Annotated in this window: 17 protein-coding genes and 1 riboswitch; of the genes, 14 read left to right on the forward strand and 3 right to left on the reverse strand. The window is 41.1% G+C overall.

Annotation, left to right across the window (positions count from 1 at the left end):
* Positions 1–75: 75 nt before the first annotated feature.
* Positions 76–1,863, forward strand: coding sequence for a bifunctional protein-serine/threonine kinase/phosphatase (locus AAEZ00_RS09810; protein WP_351074330.1), 1,788 nt, complete (start codon positions 76–78; stop codon positions 1,861–1,863).
* A 595-nt stretch (positions 1,864–2,458) separates the two neighbouring features.
* Positions 2,459–3,091, forward strand: a complete 633-nt coding sequence (locus tag AAEZ00_RS09815; protein ID WP_124013764.1) for a LuxR C-terminal-related transcriptional regulator — start codon at positions 2,459–2,461, stop codon at positions 3,089–3,091.
* Between the two features lie 208 nt (positions 3,092–3,299).
* On the opposite strand, the gene AAEZ00_RS09820 is transcribed toward AAEZ00_RS09815, so the two are convergent.
* Positions 3,300–5,057: a M61 family metallopeptidase gene (locus AAEZ00_RS09820; RefSeq protein WP_351088613.1), complete on the reverse strand. Its 1,758-nt coding sequence runs from the start codon at positions 5,055–5,057 to the stop codon at positions 3,300–3,302.
* A 204-nt stretch (positions 5,058–5,261) separates the two neighbouring features.
* Here AAEZ00_RS09820 and hinT point away from each other — a divergent pair, with 204 nt between their 5' ends.
* The 11 genes from hinT to AAEZ00_RS09875 all read left to right on the forward strand — a co-directional run bounded on the left by hinT (position 5,262) and on the right by AAEZ00_RS09875 (position 13,839).
* Positions 5,262–5,615 carry a purine nucleoside phosphoramidase gene (gene hinT, locus AAEZ00_RS09825; RefSeq protein WP_101034643.1) on the forward strand — a complete coding sequence of 118 codons (354 nt, stop codon included), beginning with the start codon at positions 5,262–5,264 and terminating at the stop codon, positions 5,613–5,615.
* Positions 5,615–6,124 carry a PaaI family thioesterase gene (locus tag AAEZ00_RS09830; RefSeq protein WP_335686261.1) on the forward strand — a complete coding sequence of 170 codons (510 nt, stop codon included), beginning with the start codon at positions 5,615–5,617 and terminating at the stop codon, positions 6,122–6,124. The genes hinT and AAEZ00_RS09830 overlap by 1 nt, the downstream gene beginning before the upstream one ends.
* Complete coding sequence (locus AAEZ00_RS09835) at positions 6,121–6,588, forward strand: PaaI family thioesterase (RefSeq protein WP_101030705.1); 468 nt, start codon at positions 6,121–6,123, stop codon at positions 6,586–6,588. Before AAEZ00_RS09830 ends, AAEZ00_RS09835 begins: the two co-directional genes overlap by 4 nt.
* 62 nt (positions 6,589–6,650) lie before the next feature.
* The gene (locus AAEZ00_RS09840; protein ID WP_101030709.1) at positions 6,651–7,043 is read left to right on the forward strand and encodes a YcfL family putative periplasmic lipoprotein; all 393 of its coding nucleotides are present in this window, start codon (positions 6,651–6,653) and stop codon (positions 7,041–7,043) included.
* Between the two features lie 125 nt (positions 7,044–7,168).
* A riboswitch (TPP riboswitch) is annotated at positions 7,169–7,276 on the forward strand.
* Between the two features lie 57 nt (positions 7,277–7,333).
* A complete protein-coding gene (locus tag AAEZ00_RS09845) occupies positions 7,334–9,535 on the forward strand; it encodes a TonB-dependent receptor (RefSeq protein ID WP_351088614.1) in 2,202 nt (733 codons plus the stop codon).
* Between the two features lie 53 nt (positions 9,536–9,588).
* Positions 9,589–9,849: a hypothetical protein gene (locus tag AAEZ00_RS09850; RefSeq protein WP_101030715.1), complete on the forward strand. Its 261-nt coding sequence runs from the start codon at positions 9,589–9,591 to the stop codon at positions 9,847–9,849.
* A 5-nt stretch (positions 9,850–9,854) separates the two neighbouring features.
* Positions 9,855–10,550 carry a nicotinamide riboside transporter PnuC gene (gene pnuC, locus AAEZ00_RS09855; RefSeq protein ID WP_351088615.1) on the forward strand — a complete coding sequence of 232 codons (696 nt, stop codon included), beginning with the start codon at positions 9,855–9,857 and terminating at the stop codon, positions 10,548–10,550.
* 36 nt (positions 10,551–10,586) lie between these two features.
* The gene (locus AAEZ00_RS09860; RefSeq protein ID WP_351088616.1) at positions 10,587–11,585 is read left to right on the forward strand and encodes a phosphotransferase; all 999 of its coding nucleotides are present in this window, start codon (positions 10,587–10,589) and stop codon (positions 11,583–11,585) included.
* A gap of 50 nt (positions 11,586–11,635) precedes the next feature.
* Positions 11,636–12,481: a DUF6279 family lipoprotein gene (locus AAEZ00_RS09865; RefSeq protein ID WP_351074341.1), complete on the forward strand. Its 846-nt coding sequence runs from the start codon at positions 11,636–11,638 to the stop codon at positions 12,479–12,481.
* Between the two features lie 92 nt (positions 12,482–12,573).
* Positions 12,574–13,173 carry an HvfX family Cu-binding RiPP maturation protein gene (locus AAEZ00_RS09870; RefSeq protein ID WP_101030729.1) on the forward strand — a complete coding sequence of 200 codons (600 nt, stop codon included), beginning with the start codon at positions 12,574–12,576 and terminating at the stop codon, positions 13,171–13,173.
* 117 nt (positions 13,174–13,290) lie between these two features.
* Positions 13,291–13,839, forward strand: a complete 549-nt coding sequence (locus tag AAEZ00_RS09875) for an NAD(P)H nitroreductase (RefSeq protein WP_351074343.1) — start codon at positions 13,291–13,293, stop codon at positions 13,837–13,839.
* Positions 13,840–13,919: 80 nt separating this feature from the next.
* Here AAEZ00_RS09875 and AAEZ00_RS09880 read toward each other — a convergent pair whose 3' ends face one another.
* Positions 13,920–14,120: a hypothetical protein gene (locus tag AAEZ00_RS09880; protein ID WP_101030736.1), complete on the reverse strand. Its 201-nt coding sequence runs from the start codon at positions 14,118–14,120 to the stop codon at positions 13,920–13,922.
* A 175-nt stretch (positions 14,121–14,295) separates the two neighbouring features.
* Complete coding sequence (locus AAEZ00_RS09885) at positions 14,296–15,012, reverse strand: glutathione S-transferase (protein ID WP_351074345.1); 717 nt, start codon at positions 15,010–15,012, stop codon at positions 14,296–14,298.
* 248 nt (positions 15,013–15,260) lie between these two features.
* Here AAEZ00_RS09885 and trhO point away from each other — a divergent pair, with 248 nt between their 5' ends.
* The gene (gene trhO, locus AAEZ00_RS09890; RefSeq protein ID WP_335686373.1) at positions 15,261–16,268 is read left to right on the forward strand and encodes an oxygen-dependent tRNA uridine(34) hydroxylase TrhO; all 1,008 of its coding nucleotides are present in this window, start codon (positions 15,261–15,263) and stop codon (positions 16,266–16,268) included.
* The last annotated feature ends 201 nt before the right edge of the window (positions 16,269–16,469 follow it).

The following is a 16,469-nucleotide window of genomic DNA, read 5'->3' on the forward strand; positions in this document are numbered from 1 at the left end:
CGCTGCCATTAAAGCTCAAATAGCTTGTGTTCAAGCGGTTTAAGTAAAGCGGTTAATCAAAAAAACGAGGGTTATATGGCTTCAGAGTCATTACAACAAGCGCTTGATCGTACAGAAGATACGCTTCCTTTTGCCGCAACCTTGCAGCTTGTTGTTGGCCAAGCTTCCGACAAAGGCCGTAAATCACAAAATGAAGATGCGATAGGTATTCGTATTCCTTCAGGTATGCCATTAATGACTAAGGGCGTTGTGAGTGTGATCAGCGATGGCGTTAGCACTGCGGAGGGGGGAGCACATGCTTCTGCTATTAGTGTGAGTAATTTTTTAGCCGATTATTATTCCACTCCTGAGACCTGGAGCGTGCAAAAATCTAGTACTAAAGTATTAACCGCATTGAATCGTTGGTTGTATGGACTCGGGCAAGATTATCGGGATGCCAGACGCGGCTTTGTGTGTACCTTTAGTGCGCTGGTGTTTAAGTCTTGTTCTGTGCATATGCTGCATGTGGGTGATTCACGGATTTACCGTTTTCGCGATGGAGAGTTACTACAATTAAGCCATGATCATAGCACCAATATTAACTCATCAAGCCAATACCTTACCCGTGCATTGGGGATGGACGTTAAATTAGATGTTGATTACAAAACCTTATCGGTCGACGTCGGTGACCTGTATTTATTGACTACCGATGGGGTTCATGATCTATTAACTGAGTTTGAGATACATAAAAAATTAACTACCTTTAGTCAACAGCATCAGCAATTAACGGATGATACATGTGAACAGTTTTGCCAAAAATTAATTAGAAAGGCTTTCGATTTAGGCAGTAAAGACAATCTAAGTGCGCAGCTATTAAGTGTTAGTCAATTACCCAAACAAGCTATCGATGATGTGTATCACTGTTTATCACAGCAACCATTTCCGCCCCCCTTAAGCGTTGGTATGAAACTCGATGGTTATCAGGTGACCCATATCATTCATCAATCACAGCGTAGCCAAGTCTATCGGGTGGTGAATGAGCAAGGTCAAAATTTTTGTATGAAAACCCCCTCGATTAATTACATAGACGATGCCGCTTATATAGAGCGATTTATGTTAGAAAGTTGGACCGGTCAACGGATTAATAGTGCCCATGTGGTCAAGGTGGTCGAGCAGCACAAAACTAAATCGGCACTGTATTATTTAACTGAGTTCTTAAGCGGAATGAGCCTTGCAGAGTGGTTAACGCAACATAAAAAAGCACCTGTGGAAGATGTGTTACTGCTGCTTAAACAAATCGAATTAGGGGTTAGGGCATTTCATCGTCGTGAAACCCTGCATCAAGATTTAAAGCCCGACAATATTTTTATTACCCGAAATGGAGTGGTAAAAATTATTGATTTTGGTTCTTGTTATATTAAAGGCATTGCTGAAATCAGCAGTCCGTTAACCCGATACACTATTTTGGGTACGGCAGATTACACGGCTCCAGAAGTGGTGCTTGGCTATCAAGTCGATGGCCGTGCTGATTTATTTTCACTTGCCGTGATTGCCTTTGAAATGTTGGCCGGGCAATTACCTTTTAAAGGCAAATTAGAAAAGTGTCGTAATCGACAGGACTTTTTACGTTTAGAATACGTTAGCGTGCATCTATTAAACCCAATGGTGCCAGAGTGGATCGATTTAGCATTAAAAAAAGCACTCAATATTGAACCGAGTTTACGTCAAGGGGATACCTGTGAATTACTTCATCAATTAACGACTGCCAGAGTTAATCACACAGCAAAAGATTTTATTCCCATTATTGCCCGCAATCCTGTACGTTTTTGGCAAGTGATTTCAATCGTGTTGTTTTTATGCTTGCTAGTGCGTTTGTTTAATTAACCATCCTGCACAATAAAACATTCTTATTATATGGCATTATCACATGGGATTATTACATGGAATAATAATGAGTTACGGGTTGGAATAGATGTATTTTTAACTTTCGATATACACTTTCTCCCGATCCTATTTAATCTCGAATCAGTCTACGTTACCTATATTTAACTTATTGTTATTTAGAACTTTAGAACTTTAGATGTTTAATGCCTATCCTCCTATCCTCCTATCCTTATAGCTTTGCTTTAGCTAAGATATAAGTGATGTTGATGAGTTAGCTTTAATAGGTAATCAAGCCAATATAAATAAACTCGGTAGCAAGAATCAGTTTATTTCCACTCAATCAGGCTTTCATCATGTGGAATGACTTAATCCGTTTGGCTCAGACTGCTGCAGATAACACTGCTAATGTCACCCAATTTGCGACGGTAACTCTGTTGCTGTTGTTCAAGGCGTGTAGTACAAAAGGCTAACTAAGGGCGCGTAAGCACCCTTTAGGCTAATTGTTATACAGTAATCCACTTGTTAGACTCATTCACATTGATACGGACTTAGTTTCAATATATCACTGCTATTCATACCATTTGGAGTGTTTGGAATGTTTAAAGTCGAAAATTGGATGATCGTATCGCGGTCACAGTTGTTAATTGATTTACTCGATTCTCGCTGGCCACAAGAGTTTCTGGTTAAATTAGCTAAAGCCCAACCAAGTAACATGTCGAAACTATTGTCTACACAAACCAATTCAATGGTTATTTTCGATTTAGCAACGATTGATCTTCAACAAGCATATCAACTACAGCGCGTTATTGAGCGTGAGTATTTTGGTGTGCGTACTGTGTTTATAAATTTCCCAAAACAGGTTGATGCAACATTTTTAATTCATCCATCGACCACCACCGGCGTGTTTTATACCAATGCGAGTTTAGCTGATGTTAGTGCTGGGTTGAATGAAATTATCAAAGGTCGTAGCGTGATCCCTCAAGATTTATCTCAATCATTAATGGGTATGGATAATGAAGATGAAAGCGATCAACTGACTATTCGTGAGCGTGAGGTATTACAAACGTTATTGTCTGGTAGCACCAATCTTGATATTGCGAATCAACTCTTTGTTAGTGAATCAACTATTAAGACTCATCTATATCGCGCGTTCCGTAAGATTGGTGTTTCTAGCCGAGGGCAAGCCATTGCTTGGGCACAAACTCACATGCATGAGGTAAGAGTGTGATATCTCGGCAAAGTCGTCAAAGAATATCAAGCAAAAACACTTGAAGATGCTCAAGGCAATAGTTTGTTGGCTAATTCCCGCTGCATGGCCATATAGTTAATACGATGGGTGTGATATATATTTATCGAAGATAAAGCTAAAGAGTGACAAAAAAAGGATATCAAATTGATATCCTTTTTTTGTCACTCTTAGATCCGAATGCTCGGTGTTAACTAAACCATAGTGCCATTTTATTCGGTTGCTCAATCGTGAGTGAAACTGTGTCTAAAGCGGCGGCACAAATGGGCAGTTGTCCTTGCATCAGTTCATCACGCCTAAACCAATGTAGCTTGAGTTGCTCGCCGACGGGCAAGCTTTGCAATTGCTGTTCAAATTGGCTGGTCACTAACAAGTTATCGGCTGCAATCAATAAATCACCCGCACTTAAGCCCGCTTGGTGTGCCGGACTGTATTGGTTCACACTTAATACTTTTAAACCGAATGACTCTGCTTTTGTTTTAGCGCCAAAGCCAATATTAAAGCCTTTTGCATCACCGCCACCTAAATCCGCACTGCCTTCACTTGCACGTAGCGTCATGGCCACCCCAACTTGGGCCAGCAACTCTTTTAAGGGGATATCATGAGTGTTGTTTAAATAAGCAAATAAATCATCACATGGGCGATCCAGTATGGTTTCAACAATTCGTTGATGACTGAGTGGATCGGTACCAATTTCGGTTAAGCCATATTGTTGCCAAAGTTGACGCATTACATCATCTAAACTGTTACGCCCCTGAGTTTCAGTGCGAATGGTTAAATCTAAAAACAACCCAAAGAGCGCGCCTTTGGTGTAATAGCTGACAATGGCATTGGCGGCATTTTCATCTTGTTTATAAAACTTGGTCCATACATTAAAACTTGATTGCTTTAAGGTTTGCTTAAAACGACCTTGACCTCGATATACGCGAGTCATAATTTGGCTAAGCAGGGTAAGGTAACCGGCTTGATCAATACAGTGAGACTTAAAGGTGATTAAATCATCGTAATATGAAGTAATGCCCTCATAAGCCCATAACTGCTCAGTGTAAGACTCTTGGGATAAATCAAACGGGGTAAATTCAGCTGGTTTAATGCGTTTTACATTCCATGAGTGGAAGTATTCATGGCTGCACAGTGATAAATAAGTGCGGTAGCCTTTATCTACTGGCGCATCTAATGACTGTGGCAAATCATTACGGGAACACATTAGCGCAGTTGACGCTTTATGTTCTAAGCCACCAAAACCATTATCCAACACAGTGGTCATAAACACATAGCGTTTAAAGGGCGCTGGAGTGCCAAACAGATTGATTTCGTATTCACAAATAGCGCTAAGATCTTTGGCTAAACGGGCCATGTTGGCTCGGTGTTTACCACTTAATACGATATCGTGGGGAACACCTGCTGCGAAAAAGGTCTCGATGGTGAGTTCGCCCATTTCAACTGGATGATCGATTAAGTCATCATAGTTTTGTGCGCTAAAATCACCAAAGCCAAATTGATCACCTGTGGTTCTGGTCATACTGGTGGCCAGAGTCCAATGAGCCAATTCTGTGAGTGCCGGCTTAGCAATAGTGACGCTATGGGGTTGTGGCTCAAGCCCTTTTGCCGCTAAAAACACACTGCTGCCATTAAAGAAACCGTGGTTGGTGTCAAGATGAGCCGTTCTAACGGATAAATCCCAAGCGTAGATTTGGTAACATAAGCTAATATCACTACCTTGGTTGTTTAATTGCCAAGTTTGCTTGTCTAATTGAGTGACACTCAGCGGTAGTTGGTTTTCTTTGGCATCGATGTTAATGATATTTTTAGCAAAATCTCGGATCATGTAGCTGCCAGGTAACCATGCCGGTAAATAGAAAACTTGAAATGGGTTTGCGCTTGTTAGCGTTAGGGTGACTTCAAATAGGTGTGCTTTGGGATCGATCGCATGAATATGGTAATGCATAAAGAATTCCGAATGAGTAGGTGAGTCACAATCAAAACGATTGAGCTATAATCTACAATGCTGCCAAAAATGCTGACGTTAAGCAAACGAATCGCATTTTGAGTAAAAGATTGGCTATAAACCTAGTTTTTACTGGAGTGATAGATCAAAGAGTTGATAGTATTATCAATAGCAACAATGCAGTTATTTAATGAGGGCACCCAAATGGCCGAAGAAACCATCTTTAGCAAAATTATTCGACGTGAAATTCCAGCTGATATTTTATATCAAGATGAGTTAGTCACTGCATTTCGGGATATTGCACCGCAAGCACCGACCCATATTCTCATCATTCCTAACCATTTAATCAGCACCACTAATGAGGTTAAAGCCTCTGATGAAAAAGCATTAGGGCGGATGATAACGGTTGCATCCAAACTTGCCGATGAAGCGGGGATTGCACAAGACGGTTATCGGTTAATCATGAATTGCAACAAACATGGTGGCCAAGAGGTTTATCATATTCATATGCATCTTTTGGGTGGTAAACCATTAGGCCCAATGCTGAGTTGTGGATAATGAAAATTAACAGTGATTTTTTTCCGTTAACCGAAGTCGCAAGGCGTTTTGTAAACCAATTAGCTCAATGTCGTCGTTTAGGATTAACCGTGCAAGAAGCCAGTGAGCATCATGTGCAGATTGAGTTGCCTTATAGCGAAGATATTATTGGTTATCCAGATACTGGGGTTATTCACGGCGGAGTGATCACCACACTCATTGATACCGCATGCGGCACTGCAGTTGTGTGCGCCATATTGAAAAAATACCAATCGTTAGAATTGTCACCGACGTTGGATTTACGGGTGGATTATATGAAACCTGCTGAACCTCATAAATCGGTTTATGCCTTTGCTGAATGTTACCGGCTCTCATCCACTGTGGCTTTTACCCGTGCGATTGCTTATCAAGACAGTATTGATGAACCTATCGCTCATGCTGTGGGTTCATTTATGCGCATTAGTCCAGAAATGGTCGGTGAAGAGTTTCGTCAAGCGTTAATGGGGAATTTACCTGAGGTTAAACCATGATTGATCAAACCAACGAAAGTACACCGGCGCGTTTAGATGTTCAAGATGTGGTGAAACGCGCCATTGAACTGAACGACTATAGTTATCTACTTGAAAAAGTACCATATTCACAATTTATTGGTATGTCGGTGGCCCGTTTTGGTGATGAGATGGTGTTTAGACTGCCCGCCAAAGATGACAATATTGGTAATCCTATTTTGCCGGCTATACACGGAGGGGTGCTTGCTGGGTTTATGGAAATGTCCGCTATTGTGCAGCTAATGGTATTTATGCAAGCCAAGAAAGTGCCTAAAATTGTCGATTTTTCAATTGATTATTTACGCGCAGGTTTGCATCAAGATACCTTTGCTGAATGTAAAATTACCCGTCAAGGTCGTCGGGTGGCAAATGTAAGCATGAACTGCTGGCAAACCAACCGAAAGCAACTTATTGCCACAGCACGAGCTCATTTTTTATTGGATTAGCCATGCCTTAAATCTTTATTAAGCCACGGCTTTAATTGCATCGGTTTTGAGAGGGATATTGTATGAAACTAGCTTCATTATGGTTTATCGCGACAACATTGCTACTGAGTGCCTGCGCGCATAATACCGCGGGCATCGCAGTGGACTCTGCGGGGCAAGTGAGGGTTGATAACTCATCGTTTGCTAATGAGGTCGCTGTGGTGGATATTTCAGCTATTATGATCGCTGATTTAATTAAAGCTTCAGCCTTAATTCAAAGTCAATCGAGTACTGACTTGCGCCTACAATATAAATTCACTTGGTTTGATGCCAGTGGATTGACGGTTGAAGATGAAGCAAGCAGTTGGAAGTCGATTAAATTACATGGCAAGCAGCAGTTACAAGTCAGTGCGGTTGCCCCCAATGCGCAAGCGACACGATTTGAGATTTATGTACGTGAAACCTTCTCTTATTAATATCATCGCGACGTTATTGAAGAGGTTTACGTGATGTGACCAAGCCTGGTAGTTAATAAATTGCATCGTTACGTTATCAAATTGTATTGTAGCGAGTGTAATCATACAGGAGTTAGTTTATAATCGTGATCGCCAAGGGGTGTTCAGTAAAACCTGAACTGAGATGTCTGTATGACGAACCCTTAGAACCTGATCCGGCTTATACCGGCGTAGGAATGGGCCACACTATCGTTAGGTGCACCTCTTATTCTCTACTCTTGCCGGATCTCAAAATAATCATTTGAGGTCCTATGTTCACGATAAATCCTACTACGTTACACCAGACTCCCATAGCATTAGCTGTTTTTGCAGCGTTAAGCTCGCCGATTGTTATGGCTAAAACTGCTGATATCGAAAGCGTCACCCCCGAATATGAAAAAATGGAAGTCATTATTGTTAATGCTGATTTTAGTAATATCAGTCTTGATAAAATGCCCTCTAGCGTGACCGTCATTGACGCTCAACAACTTGAAGATGAAGGCGCACAACATTTCGAAGATGTGCTTAACTCTATCGCTAACTTTAATTGGTCCGGCGGCAGCTCTCGTCCTAAATATTTTCAAATTCGCGGCGTTGGTGAGCAAGAACAATATCAAGGCGCACCTAACTCATCAGTTGGTTTTGTGGTCGATGACATCGACTTATCTGGCCTTGGTATGGTGTCGAGCATGTACGACATGCAGCAGGTGGAAGTCTTACGTGGTCCACAAGGCACCCAATATGGTGCCAACGCGTTAGCCGGATTAATTTACTTAAAAAGCAATGACCCCACTGAATCGTTTGAGCATGGTGCAAAAGTCAGCTTAGGTGATGATAATCTTGCTACTCTTTCTGGTTTCAGCTCCGGTCCGCTAAATGATTCAGGCAAATTGCTCTATCGAGTATCGTTAGAGCAACATAACCAAAACGGCTATCGTGACAACCTTTATCTTAATCGCGACGATACCAATGAACGTGACGAGTTAACTGCCAGAGCTAAATTACGTTGGTATGCTACTGACGATCTGCAAGTTGATTTAACCTTGTTACATGCAAATTTTGATAATGGCTATGATGTGTGGACATTGGATAATAATCGCAGCAACACCTTAACCGACCAACCCGGCATCGATACCCAAAAAACCACAGGGGCTGGGATTAAGTTTATTTATACTGGTGTGCAAACATTTGACTTCACCTCGTTAACCTCATTCGCGCAAACCAACCACCATAATGGTTATGATGGCGATTGGGCTAATTCCGATTATTGGGCAAGTAAAGCTTGTACGGCTTATGATGCCGATGGTGTCGTTAATGGTACCGAACCTTGTGTTTATGATTATACCTGGGATAAAGAGGGTGACCGCAAAACCTTAACTCAAGAGTTTCGTCTATCATCAAAAAATGGCGGACGAATTTTGGCAGATAGCACCGACTGGTTAGTGGGTGTGTATGCGATGAATTTGAAAGAAGATAATGACTTATATTCAGAATACAACACTTATCCAGATGAAGTGCTGCAGTCAAGTTACGATGCGACCAACTATGCAGTATTTGGTCAGTTAGACAGTCATTTAGGCGATGATTATTTATTGTCTACAGGATTGCGATTAGAGCGTCGTGATAGTGATTACAGTGACAGTAATAAGGATGGTTTTGCCCCGTCAGAAGATATGTGGGGGGGCCATATTGCATTATCAAAAGTTATTAATGCGGACCATAATGCCTATGTTCGTATCGCCCGGGGTTATAAAGCGGGTGGATTTAATATGACATTACCTGCCCAATTGTCTGACAAGAAAGAGTTCGATACTGAGATCCTATATAACTATGAAGTGGGATTAAAGTCGAGTTGGTTTGACGGTGAAGTTGATTCTACAGTGGCGCTATTTTATATGGATCGCCAAGATCAACAAGTGGCTGCGTCTTTACAAGACCCTGATAGCCCGCAGCGATTTATTCTTTTTACCGAAAACGCTGGCAGTTCAAAAAACTACGGCGCAGAGCTTGATGCAAAATGGTACTTAACTGAAAATATTGAATTTTATGGTAGCTTTGGTTGGTTGGAAACCGAATATGGCCAATATCAATACAGTGATAAATACGGTTCTACCATTGATTTGTCGGGTCGTGAACTGGCCCATTCTCCTAATGTCACTTACAGTGCGGGCATGACGTATGTCGCTGACTCTGGTTGGTTCGCCAACGTTAATGCCAGTGGTAAAAGCCAGTTTTATTATTCGGACAGCAATGAGTCCCAGTCAGAAGCCTATACCATTTATAACGCACGTCTAGGTTATGAAACGCCGACGTGGTCAGCTTATTTATGGGGCCGCAATTTGTTTGATGAACAATATGGCGTGCGTGGTTTTTACTTTGGCAACGAGCCAGATCAAGACTGGGCAGACAAGCAATACATTCGTTATGGTGATCCGCGCCAATTAGGTGTGACGCTAGAAATCCAATTTATGTAATAGCTTATAGCCGCTGTAACCTCGGTTGCAGTGGTTTTTATTAAGGAATAGCAATGAAGTTAACTGCAGAAATCAGCATGTATCCGTTTAATGAAAATTATCTCGATCCGATCCAATGGTTTATCGGCAGAGTGGATAGTTATGACAATATTCAACGAGTCACTAATGCGATGGCAACACAAGTGTGTGGTGAGTATGGCGATGTTATGTCGATGCTAGCCGTTGAAATGCAGGCCGCTCACCAAAAATGGGGCAAGGCCGTTTTTGTGTGTAAATTTATTGGTGGTGAGCTCAACCTTGCTCATAGCGAATAACCACAATGAGTGAGTTACTCTCAACAATACAGCAAGTTTTAGGAGAGGCGTCATTAATGACGTTCTGGGAAGCCATTGCCGTTATGCTGGCACTGGCTTACTTAATTCTTGCTATGCGGACCAATATTTGGTGTTGGTCTGCGGCATTTATTAGCACCGCCATTTATACGGTATTGTTTTGGAATGTGTCTTTGTTAATGGAGTCGGTACTCAATATCTATTATATGGGCATGGCGGTGTATGGTTATTGGCTGTGGTTACATGTGCCGTCCTCGCAGCAGCTAAATCAGCATAATAGTGCTCAGCACAATATAGAGAGCCATCAACTTAACATTACCAGTTGGTCGTGGAGTACTCATGCTGTTGTCATCGGCGTCACATCTTCGGTGTCTTTACTGGTGGGGTATGTTATGGCTAATCATACCTCTGCAGCATTTCCCTATATCGACGCGGCAACCACTTGTTTTGCGGTAGTGACAACCTATTTAGTGGCAAAAAAAGTACTGGAGAATTGGCTCTATTGGGTCGTCATTGATTTTGTGTCTATTTACCTTTATTTCCAAAAAGGCTTGATGTTGACATCAGGTCTGTTTGTTTTATACGTCGCGATGGCGGTTGGGGGTTACATTATGTGGCGCAAGAAATATTATCATCATATTATACAGCAAGATAACGTTGCCCAAGACGTGGTTGGTGTATAGCCAATAACAATACAATCTCCTTAGAGTAAATATTTGATGTCCCAACCCTTGTTATCACTACCTAACAATGTGCTTGAAATGATGCAACAAATGATGCCAGTAGCATTGTTTCACAGACTCAACGCACAATGTACTGCAATATCGTTCCTCAACACCGGGATCAGCAATGTTAATATTAAGTTATCTTGCGATGACGGCGATAAGGTATTGAGAGTTAATCAACCCCACAGTACTTGGTGCGATAGGGCGCTTGAAGTCGAATGTTGGCAAGCCGCGATGACTGCTAACATTGCACCTGCATTAATTTGGGTCAGTGATGATAAAAAAGTGTATTTAAGTGAGTTTATTGATCAACCCGACATAGACTGGTCGATATTTTCCGCAATGCACAGTAATGCATCTATCCAGCAGGAAACAAATAAACCTGTTTTAGCCGTTGATGCTGTCCCTTTGTTAAGCGTATTATTGAGTACACTTAGTGCGTTACCAGTGCCTCGTACCAGTATTACCGTGAGTGTGCAATGGCAACAATATGCGCATCAATTAGATTCTTTAAGTACCACGCAAACCGAACCACAATGGCATCATGCTTGGCAGCAATTGTTACGCTTAAATGGATTTGTTCAGCATTGGTTATCGCAGTTAGAAGCGTGTGTTTTGTTGCCCGTTTTTTGTCATCGAGATTTAACCCCGCACAATTTACTTCTTGGCGGCAGCGTATCGCATCAGCTATTAAGCATTGATTATGAATATGCGGTGGCCAGTCATCCGTTATTCGATTTAGCCAGCGTGATAGCCAGTCATCAACTATCGACAACCCAAGTGAGTCAATTAATTGATAACGTGATTATCCAATATTGCCAAATATCGAGCCTCACAGATGTTGCGGCGGCTAAAGCTGCGTTACCTGCTGCAATAAATTGTTTTTGGCTATTCTCAGCGATGTGGGCATTATTAATGGCAGCTAAAGAACCGCACAAATCTACACAATACTTACAATACTTTACAAAGTATTTTACATTAATCACTTGCTAATATGCTCTGATAAAGTACAAATAAGGTAAATTTCGATAAGGGAATTATCTGTGTCTAAAAAATTGATCGTCCTACTGTTAAGTAGCCTATTATTTGTCGGCTGTTCCACTAAAATAAGCTATTTCTTTTTGGATTGGGCGATAGAGTGGGAGGTTGAAGAATACGTAGACTTAACCTCAGAGCAGCAAGACAAATTTGATATTATTATTGAATCGTTTTTAGTCTGGCATCGCCAACAAGAATTACCCCGTTATCGTGATCAACTGTCTTTATTATCGACATTAACGAATCAACAAACCATGACCCCAGAGCTATGGCTTAAACAAGTGTCAATGGCGAAGGCCCATTGGTCCCGAATTTTCGATTTTGTTATGCCTGATCTGTTACCTATTTTGGCGAGCTTATCTGATGAACAAGTTGATCAGGTACTGACGCAGCTAAAAAAAGAACAAAAAGAATTAATCGAAGAATACGCCGGCAAAGATAAAGCCGAGTTGATAATCGACTCAGACAAAAGAATCGCAAAAAAATTATCAGAATGGACCGGTGATATAACGGATGCGCAAAAAGACATCATTCATCAAGCTAATACGCAACGTTTAGCTACCTTGGATATGTGGCTTGAGTATCGTCATGAATGGTTAAGCCAATTTGAACAAGCGATGAAACGCCGTCAGCAAACTGATTATTTTACCCAACAAATGAGATTATTAATGATCTCGCCAGATGAACTTAAATCTGAGGTGTATCGCGATAATGTTACCGAAAATACCCGTAAATTTGGTTCAATGTTAATTGCGCTTAATCAAACGTTTAGTCAAAAACAACGTAAGCACTTCGACAAAAAATTAGCAGAATTAGTAGAAGATTTAACTGAATTACACTTAGACAAATAATACATATTTATAGCTGTTAATCGCATAAGCTGAAATATTTTTAATCTTCAGCGGGTCTATTACTACAACAACGATTTCAGCCTGGGTTATTTATGCAGACACTAAGTAGATTATATCAACAGTTTTTAAATGTGATTAAACATACAGAAGGCTTTGCTCCATTAGCGTTAAGGATTTATTTAGCACCAGTGTTAATGCAGGCTGGTTATAACAAATTATCACATTTTGAAGACACAGCCGCTTGGTTTGGTAATCCAGATTGGGGGTTAGGCTTACCGATGCCTGAAGTGATGACTGCTCTGGCTGCAGGCACAGAGTTGTTTGGTGGTTTTTTACTGTTAATTGGTTTGGCGACACGTATTGTGGCACTGCCGATGATGGCAACCATGGTGGTAGCCGCTTTTGCGGTGCACTTACCTAATGGCTGGTTAGCTATTGCCGATGCAAGTTCGTGGTTAGCCAATGAGCAAGTGTTGGCTTCAGCGGAAAAACTGTCTGCAGCAAAAGCGATTTTACAACAGCATGGTAATTATGAATGGTTAACCAGTTCAGGTAATTTCGTTATTCTCAATAATGGTATTGAGTTTGCCATTACCTACTTGATCATGCTATTTGCCATCTTTGCGCTGGGCGGCGGTCGTTACACCAGTGTCGATTATTTTATTTCTCGTCGTTATTTAAACAATACTTAAGCGATATTTTCCTCAACAGGTGTTAACACAGATGATGTAAAGTTTTGAAAATAACCCACCAATTAAGTGGGTTATTTGTTAACATTAGCATCAGAACTCATCTAGAAGGACCGTATCTTGGACGCAACACAACTGCTACTAACCCGCCAATCAACTCCACGTCTTATTGCCCCTGCGCCGAATGCTGAGCAACTTACATTGTTACTCGATTCTGCAGCTAGAGTACCCGATCATGGTGCCTTGACCCCATGGGAGTTTATTATCGCAATCGATGAAGGTTTGGCTAAACTGGCGAATATTTTTGTTGATGCAGCTAAAAAAAAGGGTGCCGATGATGCTTTTTTAGCTAAAGTTGGCAATATGCCTTATCGCGCACCTATGGTGATTACTGTGGTCGCTAAAACGCAAGCACATAATAACGTTCCCGCTTTAGAGCAGCACATTGCAGCCGGTTGTGCGACGATGGCCATGCAGCAAGCTGCATTTTCGATTGGGCTTGGTGCAGTATGGCGTACAGGCGATTTTGCTTTTGATGCTAACGTTCATCAACAATTAGGTTTGTCGGCACAAGACCAAATAGTGGGCTTTTTATATGTAGGCACACCAGCGGTAACGGCGCCAACAAAGCCATTAAAAAAGGGTCGTCAATTCGCTCGCTATTTATAAGCGGGAGCAACAGATAATATAAGCCTTAATTTAGCCTCGTGGCTCGCTGATGCTGGGATGGTTAAATAGGGCTAGGGCGTCTATTCGTAGAATTCAAGTGGGATTATGTTCTGATAAACATAATAGCCTAATGGTCCCATCAATAAACTGAGCATCGACCAGACAAAACGTTGAGCATTTCCGATAGGTGCTTTCGACATTAAGGCTCGATAGCAAAAGTGAATATGTAAAATTAGTAATGCGATAAGCATTATGACTAACGTAATATCCATATTATCCATGTCATGTTCCTTTGCGTTCTAGCAATGACTTATTTAAGTGTAAACTTAAAATCTCAATTTGCAGTAAAAATAATAGTAATCCATGTTATTAAACGGCTATTTACTGCTAACATCTTTAATCTACTTTAAAAATTAACGGATTAATAGTCTGTAAACTACTAAATATTAATAATTTTTAATTGTTGCACAAAGGTATTAGTTGTCCATCATCATTTATTGAATGTTTGAGCTGAATCCCATTTCGTTGGGGTAACCACAATGGATATTTGTGCATGGTCACGTTAAATAACGGACTATTCATTAGCGTTGCTAACCAAACTCTCACTTTAGGAGATTGGTTGTTGTTAAACCATATCGGCTCAACATTAGCAAATTGGCGAATAAATGGAAAAATAGCAAAGTCAGCTAATGTGACGGTATCTGTGCATAAAAACCGATGTTGATTTAAGCAGGTTTCTAGACGTTGTATAAAGTTTTCTGCTTGTTGTCGATACCAGAGTTGACTGTATTCGGGGTATCTGTCGGCATACTTATATTTATCTAACCACGGTTTAAATTCAATATCGTTAGCATTAATGAGCGATTCTGTTGCTGGCTTATCTAACCAATATTGCAGTGACTGATACTCGGCTGGGGTTAAGTAGTTGGTTTCAGGTGCTGGGTGCTCAGTTAATGCAAAGCGCATAATATCAATACTTTCACTGATCACTTGGTTATCTGTCGTGACAAGTACTGGTACTGTGCCTTTGGCCGAAATGGCTAACATCTCTGCGGGTTTATGTTTAAGTTCAATTTCACGCACTAACGGATTAAGTTGGCTCAAATGAAGGCTAATACGTGCCCGCATGGCATAAGGACAGCGACGAAAGGTGTACAAAATAGCAGAATTCATTAGGGATCATATCAAATTAAGTCTGGCTAATAGAGTAACGCTTTTAAGGCCTGAATCCCAAAATAAAATGCTCACAACAAAGTAAAAAGGTGCGTCGGATTGTTTTAGTATTTTTTTGAGTGTGACTTAGGTATACTTGCGGCCGTTTTTTTTGAGTCTGTGCACAGTGTGCCGGCCATATTATATGCACTGGAAATTAAGTTCCAGCCAGCGGAGTTTCAACAGTTATGCAAGAAGCTAAACAAGACATGATCCAACAAACATCTCAACCCCAAATTGCCGTATGCGCATTATATAAATTTGTCGCCTTACCTCATTTCGAGGCTGTTCGTCAGCCATTGCTCACAGTCATGGAACAAAACGACATCAAAGGTACCTTGTTACTTGCCCAAGAAGGGATCAATGGCACTGTTGCTGGCACCCAATCCGCCATTGAGAATTTGTTGGTCTGGTTAGACACACAACCAGGTTTAAATAACATCGTCACCAAGCTGTCTTTTGATGATGAAATGCCATTTTATCGTACTAAAGTAAAACTTAAAAAAGAAATTGTGACTATGGGTGTTCAAGGTATAGACCCGCGTAAAGTCGTTGGCACTTATGTTAAGCCCAAAGACTGGAATGCACTGATTTCAGATCCTGAAGTGGTATTGGTTGATACCCGTAATGATTATGAAGTGAAGATTGGTACCTTTAAAAATGCGCTTAATCCCGTAACAGAGACTTTCCGTGAGTTCCCTGAGTACGTCAAACAAAACTTAGATCCTGCCAAGCATAAAAAAGTGGCCATGTTTTGTACCGGTGGTATTCGTTGTGAGAAATCAACCGCCTATTTAAAAGAGCAGGGCTTTGATGAGGTGTATCATCTTGAAGGTGGCATTTTAAAATATCTTGAAGAGGTGGATCAACAGCAAAGCTTATGGGAAGGTGAATGCTTTGTGTTTGACAACCGTGTGGCCGTTAATCACAGCCTTGAAAAAGGCCAATACGATCAGTGTAATGCTTGTCGTATGCCAATAACGGAAGCTGAAAAGCAATCTGAAGCTTATGTTCAAGGTGTGAGTTGCCCTCATTGCATCGATAACATTCCTCAAGAACAACGTCAGCGATTTATTGAGCGTGAGCGTCAAGTACAATTAGCTAAGCAACGCGGTGAAGCGCATATTGGCAGTGATGTAAAGCAAGTCATAGATGCACGTCGTCAGCAAAAAGAAGCTCAACGTAAAACACAAGAAAAAGCCAACAGCAAAGGCTAACTTGATGAGTTAACTCATTAGCAGCAAAAAACCCATCAGGACACGATGGGTTTTTTCGTTTTTGGTGAAGTGAGAGCGGCATTAACATCGTAATCAATTTGCAACCGCGGCAGTTTTTTTGCTCTTGGGCTAAGCCATTGCATGATAAATCATTCTCTAATGGTTGATTATTGACTAACGCTAACGTCACGGTTTATTTAT

The organism is Shewanella sp. S1-49-MNA-CIBAN-0167 (genome assembly GCF_040310145.1).
In the GTDB taxonomy this organism is placed as follows: Bacteria; Pseudomonadota; Gammaproteobacteria; order Enterobacterales; family Shewanellaceae; genus Shewanella; species Shewanella psychromarinicola.

What these genes read in the sequence shown, in the direction of transcription:
- AAEZ00_RS09810 (WP_351074330.1), top strand. Translation starts at nt 76, where the DNA reads ATGGCTTCAGAGTCATTACAACAAGCGCTTGATCGTACAGAAGATACG.
- AAEZ00_RS09815 (WP_124013764.1), top strand. Translation starts at nt 2,459, where the DNA reads ATGTTTAAAGTCGAAAATTGGATGATCGTATCGCGGTCACAGTTGTTA.
- AAEZ00_RS09820 (WP_351088613.1), bottom strand. Translation starts at nt 5,057, where the DNA reads ATGCATTACCATATTCATGCGATCGATCCCAAAGCACACCTATTTGAA.
- hinT (WP_101034643.1), top strand. Translation starts at nt 5,262, where the DNA reads ATGGCCGAAGAAACCATCTTTAGCAAAATTATTCGACGTGAAATTCCA.
- AAEZ00_RS09830 (WP_335686261.1), top strand. Translation starts at nt 5,615, where the DNA reads ATGAAAATTAACAGTGATTTTTTTCCGTTAACCGAAGTCGCAAGGCGT.
- AAEZ00_RS09835 (WP_101030705.1), top strand. Translation starts at nt 6,121, where the DNA reads ATGATTGATCAAACCAACGAAAGTACACCGGCGCGTTTAGATGTTCAA.
- AAEZ00_RS09840 (WP_101030709.1), top strand. Translation starts at nt 6,651, where the DNA reads ATGAAACTAGCTTCATTATGGTTTATCGCGACAACATTGCTACTGAGT.
- AAEZ00_RS09845 (WP_351088614.1), top strand. Translation starts at nt 7,334, where the DNA reads ATGTTCACGATAAATCCTACTACGTTACACCAGACTCCCATAGCATTA.
- AAEZ00_RS09850 (WP_101030715.1), top strand. Translation starts at nt 9,589, where the DNA reads ATGAAGTTAACTGCAGAAATCAGCATGTATCCGTTTAATGAAAATTAT.
- pnuC (WP_351088615.1), top strand. Translation starts at nt 9,855, where the DNA reads ATGAGTGAGTTACTCTCAACAATACAGCAAGTTTTAGGAGAGGCGTCA.
- AAEZ00_RS09860 (WP_351088616.1), top strand. Translation starts at nt 10,587, where the DNA reads ATGTCCCAACCCTTGTTATCACTACCTAACAATGTGCTTGAAATGATG.
- AAEZ00_RS09870 (WP_101030729.1), top strand. Translation starts at nt 12,574, where the DNA reads ATGCAGACACTAAGTAGATTATATCAACAGTTTTTAAATGTGATTAAA.
- AAEZ00_RS09880 (WP_101030736.1), bottom strand. Translation starts at nt 14,120, where the DNA reads ATGGATAATATGGATATTACGTTAGTCATAATGCTTATCGCATTACTA.
- AAEZ00_RS09885 (WP_351074345.1), bottom strand. Translation starts at nt 15,012, where the DNA reads ATGAATTCTGCTATTTTGTACACCTTTCGTCGCTGTCCTTATGCCATG.
- trhO (WP_335686373.1), top strand. Translation starts at nt 15,261, where the DNA reads ATGATCCAACAAACATCTCAACCCCAAATTGCCGTATGCGCATTATAT.